This is a genomic window from Helicobacter trogontum, from assembly GCF_000765905.2.
GTDB lineage: Bacteria > Campylobacterota > Campylobacteria > Campylobacterales > Helicobacteraceae > Helicobacter_A > Helicobacter_A trogontum.
On sequence record NZ_JRPL02000012.1, the window covers coordinates 33,823 to 57,740 of the forward strand.

The 23,918-nt window shown below is 33.8% G+C and carries 17 protein-coding genes and 3 pseudogenes; 18 read left to right on the forward strand and 2 right to left on the reverse strand.

The window, feature by feature from the left end:
- The first annotated feature begins 2 nt into the window (after positions 1-2).
- The 4 genes from queC to LS81_RS06170 all read left to right on the forward strand — a co-directional run bounded on the left by queC (position 3) and on the right by LS81_RS06170 (position 4,155).
- The gene (gene queC / locus LS81_RS06155) at positions 3-644 is read left to right on the forward strand and encodes a 7-cyano-7-deazaguanine synthase QueC (RefSeq protein ID WP_138069878.1); all 642 of its coding nucleotides are present in this window, start codon (positions 3-5) and stop codon (positions 642-644) included.
- A gap of 330 nt (positions 645-974) precedes the next feature.
- A complete protein-coding gene (locus LS81_RS06160) occupies positions 975-2,276 on the forward strand; it encodes a hemolysin family protein (RefSeq protein WP_081955867.1) in 1,302 nt (433 codons plus the stop codon).
- An 80-nt stretch (positions 2,277-2,356) separates the two neighbouring features.
- Complete coding sequence (locus tag LS81_RS06165) at positions 2,357-3,208, forward strand: hypothetical protein (RefSeq protein WP_034344365.1); 852 nt, start codon at positions 2,357-2,359, stop codon at positions 3,206-3,208.
- An 11-nt stretch (positions 3,209-3,219) separates the two neighbouring features.
- Positions 3,220-4,155 carry a methionyl-tRNA formyltransferase gene (locus LS81_RS06170; protein ID WP_034344367.1) on the forward strand — a complete coding sequence of 312 codons (936 nt, stop codon included), beginning with the start codon at positions 3,220-3,222 and terminating at the stop codon, positions 4,153-4,155.
- A gap of 242 nt (positions 4,156-4,397) precedes the next feature.
- On the opposite strand, the gene LS81_RS06175 is transcribed toward LS81_RS06170, so the two are convergent.
- Positions 4,398-6,647 (reverse strand): TonB-dependent receptor, encoded by a 2,250-nt coding sequence (locus LS81_RS06175; RefSeq protein WP_034344370.1) that lies wholly within the window; start codon positions 6,645-6,647, stop codon positions 4,398-4,400.
- Between the two features lie 200 nt (positions 6,648-6,847).
- Here LS81_RS06175 and LS81_RS06180 point away from each other — a divergent pair, with 200 nt between their 5' ends.
- From LS81_RS06180 to tolA, 8 genes are read left to right on the forward strand one after another with little or no spacing between them, the layout of a single operon-like run.
- Positions 6,848-7,828, forward strand: coding sequence for a FecCD family ABC transporter permease (locus tag LS81_RS06180; protein WP_052096404.1), 981 nt, complete (start codon positions 6,848-6,850; stop codon positions 7,826-7,828).
- Positions 7,825-8,601 carry an ABC transporter ATP-binding protein gene (locus tag LS81_RS06185; protein ID WP_034344372.1) on the forward strand — a complete coding sequence of 259 codons (777 nt, stop codon included), beginning with the start codon at positions 7,825-7,827 and terminating at the stop codon, positions 8,599-8,601. Before LS81_RS06180 ends, LS81_RS06185 begins: the two co-directional genes overlap by 4 nt.
- Entirely contained in the window at positions 8,598-9,452 is an 855-nt protein-coding gene (locus LS81_RS06190) for an ABC transporter substrate-binding protein (protein ID WP_034344374.1), read from the forward strand. The genes LS81_RS06185 and LS81_RS06190 overlap by 4 nt, the downstream gene beginning before the upstream one ends.
- Positions 9,449-10,288, forward strand: a complete 840-nt coding sequence (locus LS81_RS06195) for a ChaN family lipoprotein (RefSeq protein ID WP_034344375.1) — start codon at positions 9,449-9,451, stop codon at positions 10,286-10,288. Before LS81_RS06190 ends, LS81_RS06195 begins: the two co-directional genes overlap by 4 nt.
- A complete protein-coding gene (locus LS81_RS06200) occupies positions 10,245-12,596 on the forward strand; it encodes a TonB-dependent receptor domain-containing protein (protein WP_233715951.1) in 2,352 nt (783 codons plus the stop codon). Before LS81_RS06195 ends, LS81_RS06200 begins: the two co-directional genes overlap by 44 nt.
- A 9-nt stretch (positions 12,597-12,605) precedes the next feature.
- The gene (locus LS81_RS06205; RefSeq protein WP_104696539.1) at positions 12,606-13,433 is read left to right on the forward strand and encodes a MotA/TolQ/ExbB proton channel family protein; all 828 of its coding nucleotides are present in this window, start codon (positions 12,606-12,608) and stop codon (positions 13,431-13,433) included.
- Entirely contained in the window at positions 13,430-13,831 is a 402-nt protein-coding gene (locus tag LS81_RS06210; RefSeq protein ID WP_034346467.1) for an ExbD/TolR family protein, read from the forward strand. Before LS81_RS06205 ends, LS81_RS06210 begins: the two co-directional genes overlap by 4 nt.
- Positions 13,821-14,639, forward strand: coding sequence for a cell envelope integrity protein TolA (gene tolA, locus LS81_RS06215; RefSeq protein WP_052089113.1), 819 nt, complete (start codon positions 13,821-13,823; stop codon positions 14,637-14,639). The genes LS81_RS06210 and tolA overlap by 11 nt, the downstream gene beginning before the upstream one ends.
- A gap of 205 nt (positions 14,640-14,844) precedes the next feature.
- Here tolA and alr read toward each other — a convergent pair whose 3' ends face one another.
- Entirely contained in the window at positions 14,845-15,972 is a 1,128-nt protein-coding gene (gene alr, locus LS81_RS06220) for an alanine racemase (protein WP_034346469.1), read from the reverse strand.
- Positions 15,973-16,381: 409 nt separating this feature from the next.
- Between alr and nikR the strand changes: the two genes are divergently transcribed.
- The 6 genes and pseudogenes from nikR (at position 16,382) to LS81_RS06240 (ending at position 23,915) form a co-directional block, all read left to right on the forward strand.
- Positions 16,382-16,852, forward strand: a complete 471-nt coding sequence (gene nikR / locus LS81_RS06225; RefSeq protein WP_034346470.1) for a nickel-responsive transcriptional regulator NikR — start codon at positions 16,382-16,384, stop codon at positions 16,850-16,852.
- Between the two features lie 332 nt (positions 16,853-17,184).
- Positions 17,185-17,535: pseudogene (locus LS81_RS11945) on the forward strand (glutamine amidotransferase-related protein); the annotation flags it as partial.
- A 42-nt stretch (positions 17,536-17,577) separates the two neighbouring features.
- Positions 17,578-20,172 (forward strand): annotated as a pseudogene (locus LS81_RS11950) (GNAT family N-acetyltransferase); the annotation flags it as partial.
- Between the two features lie 822 nt (positions 20,173-20,994).
- Positions 20,995-22,236, forward strand: a pseudogene (guaA, locus tag LS81_RS11955) (glutamine-hydrolyzing GMP synthase); the annotation flags it as partial.
- A 22-nt stretch (positions 22,237-22,258) separates the two neighbouring features.
- A complete protein-coding gene (locus tag LS81_RS06235; RefSeq protein ID WP_034346473.1) occupies positions 22,259-23,098 on the forward strand; it encodes a type II restriction endonuclease in 840 nt (279 codons plus the stop codon).
- The gene (locus tag LS81_RS06240) at positions 23,091-23,915 is read left to right on the forward strand and encodes a DNA-methyltransferase (protein WP_104696538.1); all 825 of its coding nucleotides are present in this window, start codon (positions 23,091-23,093) and stop codon (positions 23,913-23,915) included. Before LS81_RS06235 ends, LS81_RS06240 begins: the two co-directional genes overlap by 8 nt.
- Positions 23,916-23,918: the final 3 nt, after the last annotated feature.

Consider the following 23,918-nt stretch of genomic DNA (forward strand, 5'->3'; position numbering starts at 1 on the left):
ATATGCGGTTGGTGTTGTTGAGTGGCGGGGGAGATAGCACAACCGCATTGTTTTGGAGTAAAAAGACATGTAATACACATGCTCTCATCTTCAAGTATCCAAGTCTGCATAACCAAAAAGAAATAAATTGTGCTATGCAGATATGTAGAGATGAGAATATCCCTTATACACTTTTAGATATAAGTAGTGTATTTACTGATTTTAAAAGTGCTTTATTGCAAAATAATACAGAAACTATCCCAAATGATTCTTATAATCTAGAATCAATGTCAAAGCTTGTTATACCATTTAGAAATGGAATCTTTTTAAGTATTGCAGCAGGATTGGCAGAATCTTTAGGATGCACTGAAGTTGTATTGGCAAATCATGCGGGTGATCACCCAATATATCCAGACTGCACAAAAGCTTTTATAACTTCTATGAATGAGAGTATCTTTCAGGGAAGTGGCGGTTTGGTTAAGCTTTGTAGTCCATTTTGCAGTTGGGATAAAAATGAGATAGTAAGGCTTGGTGTTACTCTTGGTATCGATTATGCAAAAACATATAGTTGCTACAAAGGCGGTGAGCGACATTGCAATGTATGTCCTACATGTATAGAATCAAATGAAAGTTTTTTAGCAAATGGCATTGTGGTAGATAGGTGAGTTTAGTGCTTTATAAAAGATGCAAGTATAATATTTTGACAATCTTTTAGTGTAACATCGCAATATAAATATTGTTTGTAGTTTGATAAATTGTTATCTTTCTTTGAAACTATTTGGTGTTTATAGCTATTTGATATTGCTATTTATAGTATATATTTGCAATATGTTGTTTCAGATTCTGTAATGTGTGTAATGTTTAAGCAAGTAATATCAAGATTGCGTTTTAGCACATTTTAAGATTAACATGCTAGAATATTGCTTGATATTTATGGAATCTTTTTTGCATTTTGTGTTTAATATAAAAGATTATATATGTAATAAGGAGATATTTTGGATACGGATAGTTATCACTCGATTGGCATGGTTTTGTTGGCATTTATTCTTATTCTTTTAAATGCTTTTTTTGTGTTATCCGAATTCGCTATGGTAAAAGTTAGAAAGTCCCGCTTAGAAGAGCTTGTAAAGCAAAACAATCAGGTCGCAAGACTTGCACTCAAAATGTCCAATTCTCTTGATAGCTATTTGTCTGCTACTCAGCTTGGTATCACACTAAGCTCACTTGCACTGGGTTGGGTTGGAAATCATATTACTGCTTTAATTCTATATGGTATGCATGCGGTTTTTCAGGCACATACACAGCTTTTGGATACAGTTAGTTTGCTTATATCGTTTAGTTTAGTAACATTGCTTCATGTTATCTTAGGTGAGATTGTGCCAAAATCTATTGCTATTGCAAAAAGTGAGGCTGCATTTTTAGCAATAGCTCGCCCACTTTATCTCTTTTGGTTGATTTTTTTTCCTGTGATTAAGTTTTTTGACTTTGCTTCTTCGATGTTTTTAAAATTATTGAAAGTGCAAGCCCATTCAGAAGCACATAGTGATGAGGAGCTAAAAATTATTGTAGGTGAGAGCTTAAAGGGCGGATTTTTAGATTCTATTGAGGGAGAAATTATTAAAAATGCAGTTGATTTTTCTGATACTCTTGCAAGAGAAATTATGACGCCTAGAAAAGATATGATATGTCTTGATAAAACTTTGAGTTATGAGAAGAATATTGAGATTATTGTAACAGGTCCAAATCACACTCGATATCCTTATTGTAATGGGAGTAAGGATAATGTGATTGGGGTCATTCACATACGCGATGTGCTTGCCGCAAATATTAAAAACAATTATCAACCCATCAATTTTGATACCTTTGCTAAAAAAATGCTTATTGTTCCAGAAAGTGCGTCTATCTCACAGATTCTAGTGAAAATGAATAAGAAAAAGATAGATACCGCTCTTGTTATCGATGAATACGGTGGGACAGCAGGTATGATTACCTCACAAGATATCATGCATGAAATTATGGGTAGCATTGTGATGGATACAAAAGAGGATGCTGATTACAAAAAGATTGATGAGAAAACTTATGAGTTTGATGGCAAGGTAGATCTTGAAAAAGTTGAAGGTATTTTTGGTTTTGAGTATGATGAGGAATTTATGCAAGTTACCATTGGTGGTTATGTGCTAACGCTTTTTGGTGATATGCCAAATATTGGTGATATGATTAGTGATGAAAAGTGCCAATATGAAGTTTTAGAGATTGAGGAAACTCGTATAAAAAGGGTAAAAATTACGTTGGGATAAATGTAGGCTAAATTAGATGCTATACCTTGAATTAGCTTTTTCTTATTACAATAATAAAAAATATTTATTTGGAGATATTGTTGCGATTTAATACTATTGTGTATTCCTATCTATTTTTTGCACTTTTTGTTTTTAATGCACTTGCCCTCTTAAGTGCAGAGTTTATGCCTATATTTTCACAGCTTTTTACTCTGCTTGCAGAAGATGGTCGTATATATGATATATTTTCCTGTATTTTATTATTTATTGTGCTTTTAACACTTCTTAGTATGCCTATTCGTATGTATAAGCAGCGACAAACTTTGGGAAAGACTGCGCCTTTTATAGTTAGCTTTATGGCTTGTATTCTTTTGTGTATTGTATGCGTTTTGCTATATTGGCTAAGTGGAAAAATTTTTCAACAAGATGTTAGGGATTTATTGTTGGGTGAAGAAGTTGTGACACAGACATGGCAGTCTTATTATACATCGCTAGAATTCTTTTTTTCTTTTATATGTTGGTTTCTATTTGTCATTTTACCATTGGCTTATAAGGCGGTTTCTCTAGAGATTAATATTCAACATCGTATTGGAAAATCTATGTTGATTTTAGAGCCCAGCATAACAACAATTGTAATTTTTATGAGTGCAAATGTCTATCACCCGTATTTTTCCAATTTAGCAAGTAAATATATCTATTTTGCTTATTTTGTGTTGGCAAACATAATGCTACTTTATGTTTTGTTCCGTAATAAAAAGTTATTTGGATTTTATGAATATGCAAATCTTGTCCTTCTTTCTCTTAATATTTTTTATGTTGTGCTGTGTAGTAGCAGTATGCTTCGTGGAGATTTTTTTAATGCACAGCTTACTCTTTATGCATTGGGTATCGCATCATGGTGTAGCGAATGGCTGTATAACCAAGAGATTGTAAGTGAACAAATCACGTCATAGTAGGGGGCATTATGAATATTGTTTTTTTTGGCACACCATTGTTTGCTAAAGAGATTCTAGAAGGGCTTACAAAAAATCATAACGTTTTATCTGTGATAACACAGCCAGATAAGCCTTTTGGACGGAAGAAGATTCTAAAAGCACCTGAGGTAAAAGAATATGCATTAATGAATGATATTCCCTGCTTTCAACCTGAAAAAAGTGTAGATATTATAGAGATCTTACATGGTATAGAAGCAAAATGGAGCATTGAAGCTATTATTGTAGTAGCTTATGGTAAGATTTTGAAAAAAGAAGTTATCTCACGTTATATATGTTTAAATCTGCACGGCTCTTTGCTGCCACATTATCGTGGTGCAAGTCCTATTCAAACAAGTATTATGAATGATTATAAGCATTTTGGACTAAGTGTAATTTGCATGGATGAGGGGCTTGATAGTGGTGATATTGCTGCTATGCAAGAGATAGAAAAGAGTGTGGTTGAAAGAAAAGATGTTGCAGAAGTTTTTCATGCTCTTGTGCCTTATGGAATCTCGTTGTTAGAAAAAGTTCTTCAAGATATAAAAAATAATACTTTAAATCTTGTATCGCAAGAGCATGATAAGGCAAGTTATTGCAAAAAGCTTACAAAAAGTGATTGTTATTTAGATTTTATAGATTCTTATACGTGTTATCTGCATTTTCTAGCGCTAGGACATATTGGTACATGGACATATTATAAAGATGGTATTTTAAAAATTAATGCAATCCAAGATTATGTGTTGGATAAAGTGTGTAAGCAAAAGGGTGTAATTCTTGCAATCGAGCAGGGTAGGGCGTGTATCTCATGTGAGAATGGAGCATTATGGATAGAATCTGTAACACCGCAAAATAAATCAAAAATGACAATGACTAGCTTTTTGCAGTCTCAAAATCTAAAAGTTGGGGATAGGTTGCTATTTGAATAGATTGCGAAGTTTTAAGCATGAGAAAATTATAGATTGTTATTGTAAAACGTAAGAGTTGCTAGGTGTGGCTAGGCTACTTCTTGTGTCATCAAAACATAAAATAACATTTAAAGCATAAAATAGCACTCGCAAATTAGAGCACTTTTTATTCTTTCAACAATCCTTATGATAGGTTAAATATGAGTATTATTTGCTTCATAGAACCTATTAAGAATCTTTAATAAATATTTTTATATATTTCCTTAGAAATTATATTTTCCTTCAATAAAGTAGCTCCTTCCTGCACCTGAAAGATAGATACCGCTTGTTCCCATAGAGGAAATGCTTGTATTTTGATATGCAATGTAAAAACTATCAAGTATATTTTGCACACCAACGCTTAGCGTAAGATCCTTATAGTTGTATGTTAGACCAATATCACTTAGAAAGTAGCCATTTTTATTTACTACAAATTGATTATTATCTACAGATTGTCCATAATAGCTATTATTCCACCAAAGATTGAGGTTATGGTTATTGGCATTTAGAATCTCTGCGTTAAGGAGAATTGTTGCTTTTAATAAAGGCACGTAGGGGATTGGTTTTCCCTCATAATTGCCACTTGTGCTGCTCCCGCCATTTGTTAAGCCAGTCTCTCTGCCAACAAGGACATTTGAATATAAATAGGCTAGAGATTCTTGTAAGCTAAAAATAGAAAAATTTTGATTACTTGTTAATTCAAAGCCAAGTCTTTGGGTTGCACCAAGGTTATAATATTCTGTCCGAAACCCATAGAGGTTGTATCGAATTTCATTTAAGGTATGTGTATAATAAGCTGTGGCAGTGATGTATATATTATCAAATTCATGTCTCCATCCTAATTCACCCGTAAAGTATTGTTCTGGTTTAATATTGCTTGCTATCTTTGGTCCAACTCCTGTATTGCTGGTATCATAATTTGGATCTGTGCTGACTGCTTGACGCACTGATGGAGATATAAAACCCGTTTCGGCTTTAGCATAAATACTTCCACTCTCACCATAATGAAAATTAGGAGTGATTTCGATAGCATAAGCAAATTGCGGTTTCTTTGCATTGATTTCAAAATATCCATTTTGCCCACCAAATGACACTCCTGTGTGTCCTAAAATATGAAAATATGAAAATTCTCCTCGCGCACCCCCACTAAGACTAAAAAACTCATTAAAATTATAAGAATCTAACCCGTATAATGAAAGTGAGTATTTTGTTCCTTTATTTTGCAAGTTATTGAAAGCATTTTTTGTTAAATTGTCACTTGCTTCTAGTTGATTATCAAGTCCTAGCATGAGCGCATTGCGCTGCGTTTGGCGTTTTGCTTTAATATTTAATCCGATATTGTTGTTTGTAAAGTTGCTCTCACTTACGCCGAGTGTCATATCAGGAAATAAAAAGTTTGAGAACGCGTAAAATGCTATGATATCAAGATTCCATTCTTCATTAATTTTATTATTATAATTAAGCGAAGTTTGGATAAAATCCTGTGTAATATTGCCTTTTGCAGAATCTGTTGCGCCACTTCCTATTGGACTAAGATAGCGTTCATCTTTCATTTGAGCATAATTTTTAAGCGAACCATCAGCATTAAAAAGGTTGTAATAACCAGCAAAATATCGCCACATTCTTGCATAGCTCATATTCCAGTCAAGCTTTTGTTGCGAGTTTATTTGATGGGTTAAATGCAATGAGGTATAGACATTTTGAGTATATTCTTTATATCGTAATCCTCTTTGATATGAATAGCTTGCATTACCTGAAATAAAGGTTGTATCGCTTACTTTTTTCCCTCCTGAAATATTTACATTACTACCCAAACTATTTGGATTTGCAGCCTCAAAGCTTGTGCCTTTTAATGAGATTCTTGTATAATCCCTATTTGGTTTTTTGGTAACAATATTGATAACACCGCCTCTTGTGTTATTACCATAAACAACGGATCCACCTCCAGGGATTATCTCTATAGATTCTATCTCATCAATATTGATTTGATTAAAAGGTGTTACACCCCCAGCACTATGTCCCCCATTACCTGTATCTTGTAGATTTATTGGCACACGATTAATAAGGATTTTAACTGCCTTTGAAGCATCAAGTCCTTGCCCACGTAAATCTATTTCTTTTGTTCCATTTGGTCCTGCTATAAATGTAATTGAGGGCTGTTTTTCTAAGGCTTGTTCCAAATTTGTGTAGCCTTTGTCCTGCAGATCTTTTTTGTCAATAATGATCATATTTTTTGTTTCTTCTTTAAGTGGTAAATCAAAACCTGTAGCAGATGTTACAATTTTGTTTAGACGTTTTGTTTGTGTTTTTTTCTTGGCTTGATGGGATTTTTCCCTACGAGTTTCTTCTCTATAGATTTCTACTTTATGCAATGCTTCTTGAGGTAGTTCTTCTGCATATGATTCTGGTAAGCCTAATAGTAGTGTAGCTATACAGATTTGCACGTATCGATAATTATATGACTTATATGACATCACTTCTCCTTATTTTACCCTTATTTGTTATATATTAATAATCATTATTATAATTATAACTTAAAATTATCTTTTTGTTCATAAAATCAATATGAATTATTGTTTATGTTAATTTATTAGATATTTAAGGATATTTTAAACCTTATATAATTATAATAATGAATATTATTATAATTATATAAGGTTTTTGGGATTGAGATATGAGACACACTGCTTTAAGTTACACAAGTATTTTTTATGTGATAATTTTATTACTTTATATCGTGCTTATATATGCTGGGCTAATGATTAATGGGGATTCTATAGAGTTAGTGAAATTTGGCGATGTTTCAAATGATAGCTTATTGCGTCAAATTATTTTTGAAATCCGAATGCCACGCATTGTCATGGCAATTTTGATTGGTATGTTGCTTGCTTCATCTGGTGCTGTTACGCAAACCATATTTTCTAATCCCATCGCTGATCCATATATTATGGGGATTGCCTCTGCTGCTACATTTGGTGCAGTGTTAGCTTATATGTTAAAGCTTCCTGATTTATATTTTGGAGTAGTTGGATTTTTTTGTTGTGTATGTTTTGCGATGCTTATTTTTAGAATTTCTCGGCGTCTATCTATTGCAACTTTACTCATCATTGGAATTGCTATTTCTTCGTTTTTAGGTGCTATCACTTCATTTGGTATGTACTATATTGGAGAAGATTCTTTTAAGATTACTGCATGGCTTATGGGATATTTAGGTTTAGCATCGTGGTATAAAGTTGCTATTCTTTGCATACCTCTTATGATTTGTCTTGTTTATTTCTATTTATATCGTCATGAACTTAATATTATCTTAAGCGGTGATGATGAAGCACGTAATCTTGGTGTAGATTCTATGAAGCTTAAGCGAAATATGCTTATTGCTGTTTCTTTAGGCGTAGCCTTTGGTGTTACATTTTCTGGATTAATTGGTTTTGTTGGACTGATTATTCCTCATATTGTGCGATTATGTATTAAAAATTTTGATAATGCGTTGGTTATTCCATTAAGTACGTTACTAGGTGGTGCTTTTTTACTTTTTTCCGATTTATTGGCACGCCTTGTTCTCGCACCTGTTGAAATACCAATAGGGGTGGTTACTGCAATATTTGGTTCTCCTGTTTTCTTGTATTTAGCATTGCAATCAAGGAGATTCCTATGATTGAGATCAAAAATCTAAGTTTTAGTTATGATTCAAGGGATTTGCTACATGATGTAAGCTTTGAGGTAAAATCTGGGGAATTTTATGGAATCTTGGGTCCAAATGGATCTGGCAAAAGTACGCTTATTAAAAATATGCTTGGTATTCTTACGCCAAAAAGCGGCGATATTGTATATTTTACAAAACCCATTGCTGCTTATAGCGTCAAAGAACTTTCAAGAATTATTGGTTTTGTCCCACAAAAATCTGGTTTAAATATGCCCCTACTTGTAAAAGATGTTTTACTCATGGGAAAGTATGCAAAACTTTCACATAGCTATATGCAATATTCTAAAGATGATCTTGATGAGGCGGTATATTATGCAAAGCTATGCCATGTTGATATGTTTTTAGAGAGAAGTGTTTTTACATTAAGTGGGGGAGAGTTTCAAAGGGTATTACTTGCCCGAGCATTACTCAAGCATCCAACAATTCTAATTCTTGATGAGCCAACGAGTGCACTTGATTTAAATTATTCTATTGAAACATTAAAGATTGTTGAAAATCTTGTCAAAGAACATAAGATTTGTGTTGTTGCAGTGCTGCATGATTTAAATCTTGCTTCGCTGTTTTGCACGAAGGCATTATTTTTGAAGCAGGGCAAAAAATATTGCGAAGGTGCTGTATATGATATTTTCACCCAGGACATTTTGAAAGAAATTTATAATTTAAATTGCGAGATTCTTTATAAGAATCATAAGCCTTTTATTCTACCACTTAAGGAGCATGTATGAAAAAGATTTATCGCTATGTGAGCATATTTTTTATGATGTTGTGTTGTATCAATGTTGCCATAGCACAAGATTCTAAAAAAATGCGTATTATTGCTCTTGATCCTGCTAGTATAGAGATTTTGTATCTTTTGGGTGCAGAGGATAATATTGTTGCTATTGCAAATTTGCAGCATTCAAATATAGAACCTGTAGAAAAGACGAGTAAGTTAGCAAGTGTAGGGAGTTTTAGCAATCCATCTATTGAAAAAATTGTCTTGCTTAAGCCTGATTTAGTGATTTTGAGTTCCTATTCATTAGGTTTAAAGGAAAAATTAGAAGCATTAGGCATTAAAAGTTTATATATTGAAGCTAAACGAATAGAAGATATAAAGACAAACATCACTACACTTGCCACCCTTGTGCATAAGGAAAGCCAAGGAAAGCAGTTGAATGCGCAAATGGAGCAAGATTTTATAGCATTGCAAGAATCGCCTTTACAAGGTAAGGCTATATTTTTGTATGCTACTAATCCTTTGATGGCATTTACAGATAATTCATCAATAGCTGATGTTTTGCGACTGATTGGGTTAGAAAATGCTACACCACAAAGCGATATTAAACGACCAATTATTAGTGCAGAACATATTGTAAAAGCAAATCCAGATTATTTAATCTTAGGTATGGAGGCAAAGTATGATGATATATTAAAACTTTACCCTACCTTTAAAAAGACAAAAGCCTATCAAAATGGTCATATTCTAGCTTATGATAAAGTGCATTCACTCTTGCGTCTTAGTCCCACTATTGTTAGGAAAATCAAAGATTTTAAAACACAGCTTGAGCAATCTAATAACAAAAAAGGCAGAACATGAAATTTATTAATACGATATGTGTAGTTTGTATCATGATATTTTTTAATGCGTGTGTTTCATCTATAACACCTGCTCCACTAGTGTATAAAAAAGATTATATTATTACAGACAAACATACAGGAGAGGAACTTGATTTTAATGACTTTATTGAATCATTGCAGCATTATGATGTGATTTTACTTGGTGAAAAACATGATGTAATGAAGCATCATCAAGCACAGGTTTTGATTATAGAAGCTTTGGCGAAAAAGCAACCACTTGATGTTGTGTTTGAAATGTTCCCAAGTGCAAGTCAAACATATATTGATGCTGCAAAATCTAAGAAAGAAAGTATACAAAAATCAAAACTAAAAAATGCCTTGAATTGGGAGAGTAAATGGGATTATAAGATGTATAGGGATATTATAGAGCTAGGTTTTTACGCAGATTCTATCTACCTTATTGGCGGGAATATATCCAGTGATGAAATTAATATTATTTATGCAGGTGCAGAGCCATTAAAAGGAAGATATTCAACAACCAAGCAAGCACAAGAAAAAATTGCACAAAAAATTATTCAAGCTCACAATATAGTTGCAGATCAACTTGATAGTAATAAAGCCATGATTGATAAACTTGTGCAAATCCAGCAATATAAGGATAGGCGTATGGCAGATAAGCTTGTACATGCTAAACATCAATCAGTTCTAATTGCAGGTAAACATCATACTAATAAAACTATGGGTGTGCCATTGCATATTAAAGATTTCAAAAGTAGCAAAAAAGTAGCGGTTGTATTTTTAGGGGATGAAAATGAAAGCTTGGATGAATGCGATTACATGTGGCATTTTTTTTAAAAGTGCAGTTGTAGCAATGACGTTTAATGTAGCTTATGCTATAGATTCTGTGGTTATACCTAAGTCAAGCGATCAAGATGATGAATTAGAGTTTGATACGCTTGATATTTCTGCCAAAAAGAGCAAGAATGAAGATAAGCCTTATGTAACGGGAGGTGCAATAAGCACAAAAGAGATTAAGGGAAATGAGACACAAAGTTTAGATTCTATTGTGCGAAGTATGCCAGGGACTTATACAAATACAGATCAATCTCAAGGGACTTTGCAGGTTAATATTCGAGGTATGACAGGACTTGGTCGCGTTAATACTATGATAGATGGCGTGTCACAAACATATTTTGGTACTTCAGGTGATAATGGTGCTGTGCATGGACAAACAACTAGCACTTCAGCTTTTGGTGCTGCTATAGATTCGAGCTTTTTGGTCGGTGTTGATGTGCAACGAGGTGGGTTTAATGGCGGTAGCGGTGCAAATGCGCTTATGGGAAGTGCAAATTTTAAAACCATTGGTGTTGAAGATGTTATTAATCCAAAGCATACGTATGGTGGAGTGAGCGTTGGCGCACTAAGCAGAATCTCTTATGGAACAAATGGCATAGGTCCAGCATTTATGGGAGCACTTGCAAGTAGCATACAACCACATGGGGAAAATAGTAAGCTAGGTGTGCTATTTGCTTATAGTATTAAGCATACAACACAGGATTATCGTATTGGTGGTGGTGGCAGTATCGGCAATCAAAATATAGATACAGATGGCGATGGAATGCCAGATAGTATTGCACCATACAATCCCAAAACGCTTACGCAAACCCCACAAGGCTATTTGGCTAAGATTGAATATGAACCAAATTTATATCACAAATTGATTTTTTCATATCGCAAATATTTAAATTCTTTAGCAGGACGCAATATAGATAATAATAATTATCAGATTAACTATACTTATAAACCAGATTCAGAATGGATTGATATAGCTTTGCTTATGGCGTATAATGATGGATCTCAAAAATATGATGAAAATGCTTTGTTGTGGGGCAATAGTGCTGCACAAAATGGATTAAGTGCTAAGAATCAAGCTCTAAGTTTCGATCTTTCTAATAAGCTAATGTTGCATTATGGTAATTTTACATACATAATGAAGCTGGGCACAAATATGCTTTTTAATTATTATAGCAACACACTTGATGCAAGTAGAATGCCAGGCAGTGATTCTATGCCATTTCAACCTAAAGGTAAGCAGTATATTGTAAGTGCTTATATGGATAATACCTTTACTTACAAAATGCTTGAGTTCAGTACGAATTTAAATGTAACAAATTGGAGCTTGATTGGTCATAGGGGAGTGTGTGATGAGGTTAATTTCCATTGTTTTCCTAAAAATGCTATTGATATAAATAAAAATGGTTGGTATGTAAATAGTTATAATATACTCACTTTAAAATTACATGATTTTTTTATGCCTTTTGTAAGCTATGCAAGGACAAATCGTGCGCCAAATGTGCAAGAGATGTTTTTTTCAAACAATCAGGGTAATAGCATTAATCCATTTTTAAAACCAGAGACTGCTGATACCTATCAAATAGGATTTAATGCCTTTAAGCAGAATCTATTTATGCAAGATGATAGCTTTGGATTCAAGCTCCTGTATTATCATTCAAGTGTGCAGAACTATATTTATAATGATGGGTTTTATGTGGAAAATAGTGCAAGTGGGCAGTCATCACAATTCATCATGTTTTTAAACTCTACAGATCTTGCGACATTTAATGGTGTGGAGCTAGAAACTCAATATGATATGCCTTACTTTTTTACGAGGATTGCCTACTCATGGCAGACAAGTAAACAGCCAATCTCTGAAACTATGTTAGGTGGTTCAGAGGGGTTTGGATATAGCAGACTCTCTCTTTTGCCCCAAGATTATGCCACGATTGATTTAGGTGTCAAGCTTTTAGATGGAAAACTTATTCTTGGATCCATTGTGAAATATACGGGTAAAGCACGGCGTTTATATCCTGATGGAAAGAGAGAGGAGGGGGATCCAAACGATTGGTATCCTACACCACTCACACAAGAACTTCCAAGGATTCCAACTATTTGGGATATGTATATAAGTTATACGCCTTTTGAGTATTGCAGTGTGCGTTTTGAGATACAAAATCTTCTTGATGAAAATTACCTCGATGCCTTGAATGCGTATAATGGGACACCAAATCAAAGCGGCGTAAATGTTAGTGGGGATTCTATCTATTTATTCAGTAACTCTGCAAGAGGTAGGACATATGTTATTAGTGCACAACTTAAATTTTAAGGAGCCAGTATGAAATTAATGATCTTGTTATATAGTCTTTGTTTGGGGGTATTTTTTGCACATGCACAAGATAATGTGCAAAATAATACCATACAAAATACGCAAGATTTATCACATACTCATCTCACACAAGATTCTACAAAGACCTTGCATTCTCTTGGTGCAACCATGTCATTTAGAGACTTATATGAGCATGCAGATTATGTCGTAAAAACTGTGATTTATATTCTTTTATTATTTTCGGTGTTAACTTGGTGTGTGTTTGTGTATAAGATTTTGCAATATTATTTTAGCTTTAAGATGATAAAAAATGAGGTATTAGAGTTAGAGAAGAATAATCTTGATTATTTTAAAACAGCTAAATCACAGAGTTATACAAAGCGTCTTATTGCTGCGATAGAGAAAGAACGTCTAAGCACAAAAGAATGTGTGTTGCCACATAAAAAACTTTGCATAGATTCTCTAAAAAATCGTTTACGACTAATTATTGAGAGCACTGCACACTCTTTTATTGCGCATAACAAAAGAGGTGTAGCCTTATTAGCATCCATTGGTTCATCTGCCCCATTTATAGGACTTTTTGGGACGGTTTGGGGCATTATGAATAGTTTTATTGGGATTGCAAGTAGCAATAATGCTTCGCTAAGTGCTGTGGCACCAGGAATATCAGAAGCACTTTTTGCTACCGCCTTTGGTCTTGTGGCGGCTATACCAGCTGTATTGTTTTACAACTATCTTATTCGGCTTGGTATAAACTTTGGTCTTCAAATGGATCAATTAGTTACTAGGATTTATATCTTATCAGATCGAGAAATATCACAAATGGAGCATGCATGATACAAGTTAATGATGAAGCGGAATTGAGTGAAATTAATGTTACTCCATTTATTGATATTATGCTTGTGTTGCTTATCATTTTTATGATTGTAACTCCATTAATTACAAGCTCACTGCATATTGATTTACCTAAAGCATCAGCAAATACGAGACAAGATGATAAAAAGTCTTTTATCGTCTTTGTGAATAATGATGCCATATCGCTGAATGATAAAGAGATGGATTTAGATTCTTTACCAAGCGCACTAGACAATCTTACACATGCAAATAAAGAAGAGGTGATTTATTTTCATGTTGATAAAGCTGTCAAATACGATCGATTAATGCGTGTTATCAATATGATTAAATCAAATGGTTATGAGAAAATAGCACTTTCAGGACAAATAGATGATAAATAATATTGCAATACGTTTTTATAATGCTAGTTCTATTTTATGGTTTGGATCATTCCTTATTTCACTATTGCTACACTTTGGGGTAATGTATGCGATATGGTTTAGCCCTGCAAAGACTCAGACGATTGAAATAGGTGGTTTTGAATCAACACTAGGAGATACATTTCAGTCTGTCATGCTGGTATCTGACTTACCTTTAGGGGAAGCAAAAGAGTTTAGCCAAAATTCTAAAAAATCAAGAATTACACCACAAACAAAAAAAATAAAAAAGAAACAATCAGGTGCAATAACTAATCAGGAAAGTAAAGACGCTGTATTACATGCTGCTGAAAAATTTGATACAAATATTGCAAACGAAGATTCTCAATCTCAAGCCACAGATATAGCACAAAATAGTCCCAGTCAAGATAAAAATATAGAACAAGATAGCACACAGCAAGATATGGTAGCCCAAGCACAAACCCTGCGTAATGATAATGCAAACTCTACAGTGCTACAAGGTATTCACGCAAGAGATATAAAAAGTTATCAATCACTTCTTATGGCGCACTTAACTCGCTTCAAGACATACCCACAAGATTCCATAAATAACAAAGAAGAGGGTGTTGTAGCAGTAAGGATTCGTATTGATGAAAATGGGAATGTGCTCTCTCAAAATGTTAAGCAAGGATGCAAGTTTGCGGCTTTAAATAACGCGGCATTGATGTTATTGCAGAAAGCCTCTCCTTTACCAAAACCACCAAGCGACATGCTAAGGCAAGGATATTTGACATTTAGCCTACCGATTGTATATAGTTTGCGAGAGAGATAAAAGCATAAATATAGAATAGCTGTTTGAAATGTTGAGTATAAGTAAAAGGGTATAAATTTAAAGGAATTTTTGCAGCTCTTAGATATTCAAGGATAATACGAGAATGCAATATTTGGGAGTTGTAATGAATGGTTGGCTAGTAAGAATATAAGAGCGGTTGATCTTAGACATTATGGGAGAGGTTTTGAAGTGTTATGTGTTATTTTTAGACATATACCCGTGCGATTCGCTTTGATACTGCACATACAAGTTCGTAATTAATTGTGCCAATATGTGCAGCCAATTCATCCACACTAAGAATATTATTAAACTCATCATAGCCAAAAAGTACAGCACAATCTCCAATTTGCACATCTTCAACATCGCTTACATCAACCATGCATTGATCCATGCAAATATTGCCTATCACTCTGGCTCTTTTGCCGCGTATTAAGACTTCTGCCTTATTAGATAAAAGCCTCATATATCCATCTGCATAACCCACTGGCAGTGTGGCAATTTTAGTTTTTCTATGTGTGATAAAAGTGCCACCATAACTCACCCGCTCATTAGCATCAACTTCTTTAATATGTGCAATATGTGCTCTAAAGCTCATAACAGGTTTTAGCGCTAATCCTTGCATATCCATAGCAAAAGAGGGCTTTAATCCATAGGCAATTATACCAAGCCTTACCATATCCAAATGTGTTTTACCTGCATTCATAATGCCAGCACTATTCGCACAATGCAATAGCGTATTGTCATGTTTTGGCAACAATGACACAAAGGCACGAAAACTTTCATACTGCATGTTTAAATACTCTAAATCACAATCTGCACTGGCAAAATGTGTAAAAATACCACGTATAGAAATATTAGAAAGTTTTGCTATCTCATGGATTTCATTTAGGCTTTTTGAGTTGCATTGATAACCGATGCGATTCATACCAGTGTCAAGTTTGATATGTATATTGGCTTGTTTATCCTGCCTTTTTGCACTTTTATTTAACTCTCTTGCCATTTCTATATCATACACGCATAGCTCAATATCATGCTTAATTGCCTCATCAATAATAGAAGGTGGTGTATATCCTAGCACTAGAATTTTGGCTTGTGCTAAATGCGATCTAAGCTCCATTGCTTCATCAAAAGTAGCGACACCTACCTGATAGATTCCATGTGTTAGAGCAAGTTGCCCCAACTTTAATGCACCATGTCCATACGCATCAGCCTTTAAAACCAGCATTAAACGTGTGCGTTGTGGCACATATTCTCGTATCAATTTTAAATTGTGTAGAAAATGATCTGTATAAATGTTTGCATAGACATAACGCTTTAAATCTTTATGTATCATTACTCTGCTTTCTTGTCTTGATTTTGTTCTATAATTCTACTTAAAACTTTGCTAAGTATTGTTAGTTTTCTTGTTTAATATTATAGAATCCAAAGCATCTAGCAATTTTGCGAGATTGTAGTATACTTAGCCATATAAAAGACCTATATAGAAAAAGATTTGCAATCTAGAAATTCTAAGAACTTTACTTGCAACGGATTCCATAAATACATAGTATTAAATACTCTTGAAATACTATATAATACTAAAGATATAGAATACTTAATTATTAAAATTAAAACATGCAAACTTTAAGAATTATGAAAATAATTTCACATAGAGTTTGCTATAATTACGCATTTTAGTGACTTATAGTATCATTAATTGTGCTATTTTCACAGCGTAGATTCCAAAATATAGCGAGATAGATATGAGACAAGTAAGGAATGAAAAACTACAAGATCCTAAAGATTCCATTATTAGATTTTCTGTATCCCTACCATCTGGACTACTTGATGAGCTTGATAATAAAATTACGCAAAATGGCTACACTTCACGCTCAGAACTCATTCGCGATATGATACGTGAGAAGTTGGTTGATGAAAAGTGGGACAAAGGTGAGAGCGAGGGGACAAAAGAACATTTAGGAGTTTTAGTCTTAATTTATGATCACCATCAACGAGGGCTTAATCAAAAAAAGAATGAAATCGAGCATAACAACCATTTGGTGCAAATTGTCTGCACAACTCATGTGCATGTCGATCACCATAATTGTCTTGAAACTATTATTCTTAAGGGTAAAAAAGATGATATTGAAAAGCTTTGTATAGAGATTGGTGGATTACTTGGGGTGAAATTTGCAAAACTTACACGGACTGCAAGTTTTAGAGAACAAATGTGATTTCAAATCCTGTGTAATGATATGTGCTGAAGTAGACATGCTTTTAAGTTGAAAGAATTAGGGTAATATATAAACCTAAATAAAGCAGAATGAAATTTTAAATGATGATAGATATATCAATAAGCTTATGGTATATGTTGCTTCATGGCTTCTAAAATCAAACTCTAAAGGTAGTCTATCTGACATTGTATTTTTGCCTTTCTTCTTTATGTTATAAGAGCTTGTAATCTTATCTCACGTCATATCATCATAACTTATTTTTTATTTTTTTTGATATAATCTAGTTCAATAAGACCCTTTAGTTATATGTATATAGTGTAAAAGGAGATATTATGAATAATCTACAAATTTTAGTCCTTGATTTTGGTTCCCAATATACACAACTCATTGCAAGAAGATTGCGTGAGTATGGTATTTATACCGAAATTGTTCCCTATTTTGAAACATTAGATTCTATTAAAGCAAAAAATCCTAAAGGTATCATTTTAAGTGGTGGTCCAGCAAGTGTTTATGAAGAAGATGCGTATAAACCAGATTCTGGAATCTTTGATTTAAAGATACCAATACTTGGAATCTGCTATGGTATGCAGTATATCGCACACTTTTTTGGTGGTAGTGTAGTCAAGGCAGAAGCACAGGAGTTTGGACGAGCAGTTTTAACGATTCTAAATGAAGATCCCATAACATGTGCTAACGCATTTAATAAACAAACACAACACTGCCTCATACGAGAATACACTTTAGATGATCTATCTAGTCTTTGTGATTTGATGAATGATGAGAAAAGTATGCAAAGTATAAAAACTTCAAGCCCTCAAGAAGCAAAAGAATGGTTAGAAATGCAATTAGCAAACTATAAACAACATGGCTATGGGATTTGGGCAGTAGTGGATAAAATAAGTGGAAAAATTATTGGTAATACAGGTATCAAACAAGTAATCACAACACTCAATGACATCACGCAAGAAATTTATAAAATAGAGTGTATCCTAGATAAAACATACCTAAACAAGAGATATGGTCATGCAATACTTCAAGAAATAATGAAGGAATGTGTTACATATGCTTTTGAAAACCTTTGTATTGATGAAATCTACTTTTTTGCACACAGGGATAATTATACTTTATTGCACATTATACAAAAACTTGGTGGAGTGCATTGTGAAACACGCAATGATGAAATGTTATGGAAAATAATAAACCACCAAGCAAATAAGACAAAAAATACAGGCAAACAAATAACAAGCGATACGCTTATCTTACGAGAGTTTGTGCCAACGGATTTGGAAGAGATAGAATCTATGCTACTAGATTCTGAAGTGATGAGTGCATGGGGAAGAGCTTTAAGTAAACAAGAAGCAAAAGAATGGCTGAATAAACAAATACAATCATACAAAGATTATGGCTTTGGGTTATTTGCAGTTATTGAAAAAAGCAGCAATGAGATAGTGGGGCAATGTGGTATTACATGGCAGAGCATACAAGATTCTAATCTTTATAACACCATTAAAGAGAGTTTGCATAATGGGGACTATCTAAACCACACAACACAATATAGTATGCAAAAGCTACTAGATTCTCACGTCCCGTTATTGCCAGAGCTAGGCTATATCTTTAAAAAAAGTCATTGGCACAAGGGTTTGGCGAGTAAAGCAGCACAAATGTGCATGGAGTATGCCTTTAAAGACTTAGGGTTACCTCTACTTATTAGTCTTATAAAAACAGATAATATCGCTCCGCAGAATCTAGCAAAACGCCTTGAAATGCGTATTGTGGGAAGAAGCAATAAGACTTTTGATAATAAAGTTATGCCTCATTTTGTTTATATGCTAAAAGCAAGTGATTATGTAGGATTAGATTTAAATACAAAAGATTCCAAAAAGATCTTGCTTGAATTTACGCATTATTCAAAAGAGAATCGCATAGATACTGATGTAAAAAATGATCTGCTAAAGATATGGAAAGATTCTGTGCATGCAACTCATCATTTTTTAACAACAAAAGATATTGAGGAAAGTGTAAAGGACATAGATGAGCTTCTAGACTCCACACAGATTATTGTAGCAAGTGATTATAGTAAAAAGCTAGGCTTTATTGCATTAAAGAGAAATAAGATTGAAGCACTTTTTATAACACCTAGTGCCCTAAAAAAAGGTATTGGAAAAGCTTTGATAGCAAAAGCCTTAGAGGTTGGACTAGGAAATTATAGTCATGTTTTTGTGGATTGCAATGAGGCAAATACAGATGCCATTGCATTCTATCATACGCTAGGCTTTGCTATCTTTGGGCGAAGTCCTAAAGATTCTCATGATAGAGATTTGCCACTTGTGCATTTTGGAGCAAATAGCACACTGCTAATGCGTTCTTTTAATCTTTATCATGAAACCCCCTTGTTTGAGACAGAACGACTTATCATAAGAGTTATGAATAAAAATGATATAGCAGGGCTTAATGCAATGTTGCTTGATTATGAAGTCATGAGTTCATGGGAGTATAACTTTAATGATTCTAGTGTGCAAGAATGGCTTAATACACAATTAGAACGATACAAAAAGTTTGGTTTTGGTCTTTGGGCAGTGATAGAAAAAGAAAGTGGCAATATGATTGGACAAGCAGGATTAAGTTTGCAGACTTACAACAACAAGAAAGTGCTTGGCTTGACTTATATTATCGCAAAAAACTATTGGAAAAAGGGTTATGGTGCAGAAGTAGCACTTGCTTGTAAGCATTATGCATTTCAAGTTTTGAAAGCAAAAGAGCTGTATTTGCTTATCAAAGAGGATAATGAGGCTTCAAAAGCAGTAGCTAAAAAACTACAAGCATATTTACTTGGAGAAACTACTTGGACTTATCGTGGGCGAGAAATGCAAAGACTTGTGTATAGAATCAAAAACACCAACACAACGCATTTTAGCATTGAAACAAGTCGTACAATATTGCGTCAATATAAAGATTCTGATTATCCTGCACTTAAAGCCATATTGCAAAATAGCGAAACCATGCAGTCCTTTAATGGAGCATTAAATGAGGAAGAAGTACAAGCTTGGATAGAGCAAGAACAAACAAATCTTGATAGGTTTGGTGTTGGCTGGTGGGTTATCACCGATAGAAACAATAATAATGTCATTGGACTTGCAGGTTTGCACTACACGCAATACCTTGAAATGCAATATGTATTGCATAAGGATCATTTACATAAAGGTTATGCCATTGAGGTAGCCCTTGCTTGTAAAGAATATGCCTTTAAACATCTACGCGTTAAAGAGATCTATTCATTATGCAAAGAAGACAATATCTCTGCACAGAATGTCGCAAAACGAATTGGTATGCAAAAAGTAGATGTTGTGACAGATGCAAACAATATAAAATATATAAGGTTCTGTGCCACCAGCAAAGTAAATCCACTTGCTTATACAAAATATAGCTATACAGATTCTATAGAGTCCATGGAATCTTTGCAAAAAAATCTCAAACAACTGAATCTAACAGTCACTTCTTTAAATACATTGGATTCTAAGGCAATATCTGAGTTAAGTATGCTTTGGCAAGAATACTTTGCAAATACACACATGCATGTATCAAGAGAGGTTATTGTTGAGAATGGTGCGAATATACAACAACTCCTCTCAAAATGTGTGCAATGTCTAGTCATTAAGAGTATAGAAAAAGATGCTGTGAAAGATGAAATACTCGGTTTTCTAGCAGTATATGATACAGCAGCACAAAATAGCTTTATAGAAATATTCCTATGTGCTAAAAATGCAAGACTAGAGAGAGAGGGTGTAGCATTATTGCAAGCATTTATGCACACAAATGATACTAAACATATTACAATGCCTTGCCTTTTAGAACAAGATGAAGCATGGCTTTTGTATGAGTATTTGGGATTTGTAAAGAATGACAATGATATGTGTCTTACACATTTGGAGAATCAGACACTAGGCATAGATAAAAAGTTAGTCTATAATTATCATGACATAGGATTACCTTGCGTTCTTTATGGTGCTACACGAGATAGGCTTCAAACATCTTTACAATCATTTTTACTACAAGATTCTCAATGCGCTAATGTGGAATTTTTGTTTGCAGACACAGATGTAACGCTAAAGATTCATAACAATAACTCAACAGAGAATAGAAAAACTACGCTATTTCAAAATGTAAAGCAAGATTCCATTGTGTGGATGAGTCATGCTGATAAGGTGACAACTCTGCCTCATGGTTTTATAGAACTTGCCAAAAGTGGCAACACGCATTATTGTGCGATTGCAAATCTAGAAAAACAAATTTATGCAATGCAATTCCATCCAGAGGTAGTGCATAGTGAATGCGGTGGGGAAATGCTAAAAAACTTTGCCATCAATATTTGCAAGGCAGATACAAGCTGGAATATGCAAACTTTTGCAGAAAGTGAAATCATAAAATTAAGAGAAAAAGTATTAGGCAATAACGCAGAATCTAAACCTATTTCAATTTCAGCACAAAAAGTACTTTGTGCGGTAAGCGGAGGGGTGGATTCTAGCGTCGTAGCCACCCTGCTTTATCGTGCGATTGGCGAAAATCTTATCCCTATTTTTGTAGATACTGGGCTTCTACGTAAAGGTGAGAGAGAAGCGGTGGAAAAGATGTTTAGAGACAACCTGCATGTGCCACTTATCACCATTGATGCAAGTGAAGAGTTTTTAGGACTACTTAAGGGGGTATGTGATCCTGAGAGCAAACGTAAAATTATTGGTGAGACTTTCATCAAGGTTTTTGAGAGAGAGGCAAAAAAACACAATGCTAATGGCGAGATAAGATTCCTAGCACAAGGCACGCTGTATCCAGATGTAATAGAATCTGTAAGCGTAAAAGGACCAAGCAAGACTATAAAAAGCCATCATAATGTAGGGGGCTTGCCTGATTGGATGAAGTTTGAGCTAATCGAGCCATTAAGAGAACTTTTTAAAGATGAAGTAAGGGCTTTGGGGCGAGAGCTTGGAATGCCAGAAATGATGCTTATGCGTCATCCATTCCCAGGACCAGGACTTGCAATCCGTATTATGGGTGAAGTCAATAAAACAGATTTAGATTTACTTAGGGCTTGTGATTCTATTTTTATTGATGAGTTGCATAAGTATGATTTATACAACAAAGTATGGCAAGCCTTTTGTGTATTGCTCAATGTAAAGAGCGTGGGGGTAATGGGGGATAACCGAACTTATGATAATACAATTTGCGTGCGTGCAGTAGAAGCGCTAGATGGTATGACAGCAACTTTTTCTCATCTTCCGCATAGTTTCTTAGAGGGTGTAGCAAATAGAATCATTAATGAAGTAGAGGGAATAAATCGCGTAGTGTATGACATTACTTCCAAACCACCAGGAACAATTGAGTGGGAGTAAATAGGGGTTTTGAGATTTTGAGATGAAGAATATATTATGCTTTGATGATTTTGTCAGTTCTTTGCAACCCACGAATAGAACTCTTGATTTTTATGTAGATTGGGAAAAATGCATACAAAATGTAGATAAAGTGAAGATTTCACTCAATCATCTTAATTTTTTGCTCGGTGTGCAGCAATGTGAATTGCAAAAAAAGATTACAGTGTTGTTTGATGAGTATCCTAAAGCTTTTCAAGTATTGCCTTTATTGATTGCTATTAGAAAGTCTAGTAATGAGCAATTGTTGGATGAGAATAATAAAGTGTGTGATATGAATTCTTATCTAATAGAACCACAAAAAATTTATAAGTTTATTTGTGAAAGTGGGTTGGATAAAATTTTTAGCGATAGGAAAATAAAAGATTTAAACGATTTTGTTTTTGGGGTAGAAGTAGGTCTTGATACAAATGCACGAAAAAATCGTGGTGGTAGTGTGATGGAGGCCATAATAAGTAATATTTTTACAAAGGCAGGCTTAGATTTTAAAGAGCAAGTTTATATTGGCGATTTTCCAAAGCTTTATAAAACTTTTGGTGATGATGTAAAAAAATTTGATTTTGTAATTTTTACTCCCAATAAAACTTATTGTATAGAATGTAATTTTTATACAAGTGGGGGAAGCAAATTAAATGAAGTTGCAAGAGCTTATCAAGATTTAGTTGTAAAATTTGAAACTTTTGATGAATATGAATTTATCTGGATAACAGATGGAAAGGGGTGGTTAGAAGCTAAAAATAAGCTAGCAGAGGCTTATAAAAAAGTGGAAATTTACAATCTCTCTAATATTGATGAATTTGTATCAAAGGTTAAAAAAAATGTCTAATGCTACTTTTGCTAGTGAGGATGCTTTATTTTCTCTTTATCAGGGGGATTGCAATGAACTATTGCCAATGTTTAAAAGTCAAATAGATCTTATTTTTGCAGATCCTCCTTATTTTTTATCAAACGATGGTTTGAGTATACAAAGCGGAAAAATTGTAAGTGTAAATAAGGGTGCTTGGGATAAGGGTGAAGATATAGATGATATAGATGCTTTTAATCTTGCTTGGATACAAAATGCAAAGCTTGCATTGAAAGATACCGGTAGTATTCTTATTAGTGGAACTTATCATAATATTTTTTCGCTTGGTAGGATTTTGCAAAAGCTTGATTTTAAGATTTTGAATATTGTTACATGGCAAAAGACTAATCCACCGCCAAATTTTAGCTGTAGGTATCTTACGCATTCTACAGAACAGGTTATTTGGGCTAGAAAAAGTGCTAAACATAAACATATTTTTAACTATGAACTTTTAAAGCAATTAAATGATAATAAACAAATGCGAGATGTATGGACTTTTCCTGCTATTGCTCCTTGGGAAAAAGTAAATGGTAAACATCCTACACAAAAACCTCTTGCTTTGCTTGCACGTTTAATTTTAATGGCAAGCAATGAAGATTCTGTAATTTTAGATCCTTTTAGTGGGAGTTCTACTACAGGTATTGCAGCAAATTTATTGAATAGGAAATTTATAGGTATTGAAAAAGAAAGTGAATTTATAGATATATCTATAAAGAGAAAAATAGAGCTTGAAAATAATTTTCAGACTATAAGAAGCAAAATAAAGGATTTAAATATTGCAAAAAATACTTTGATATAATTA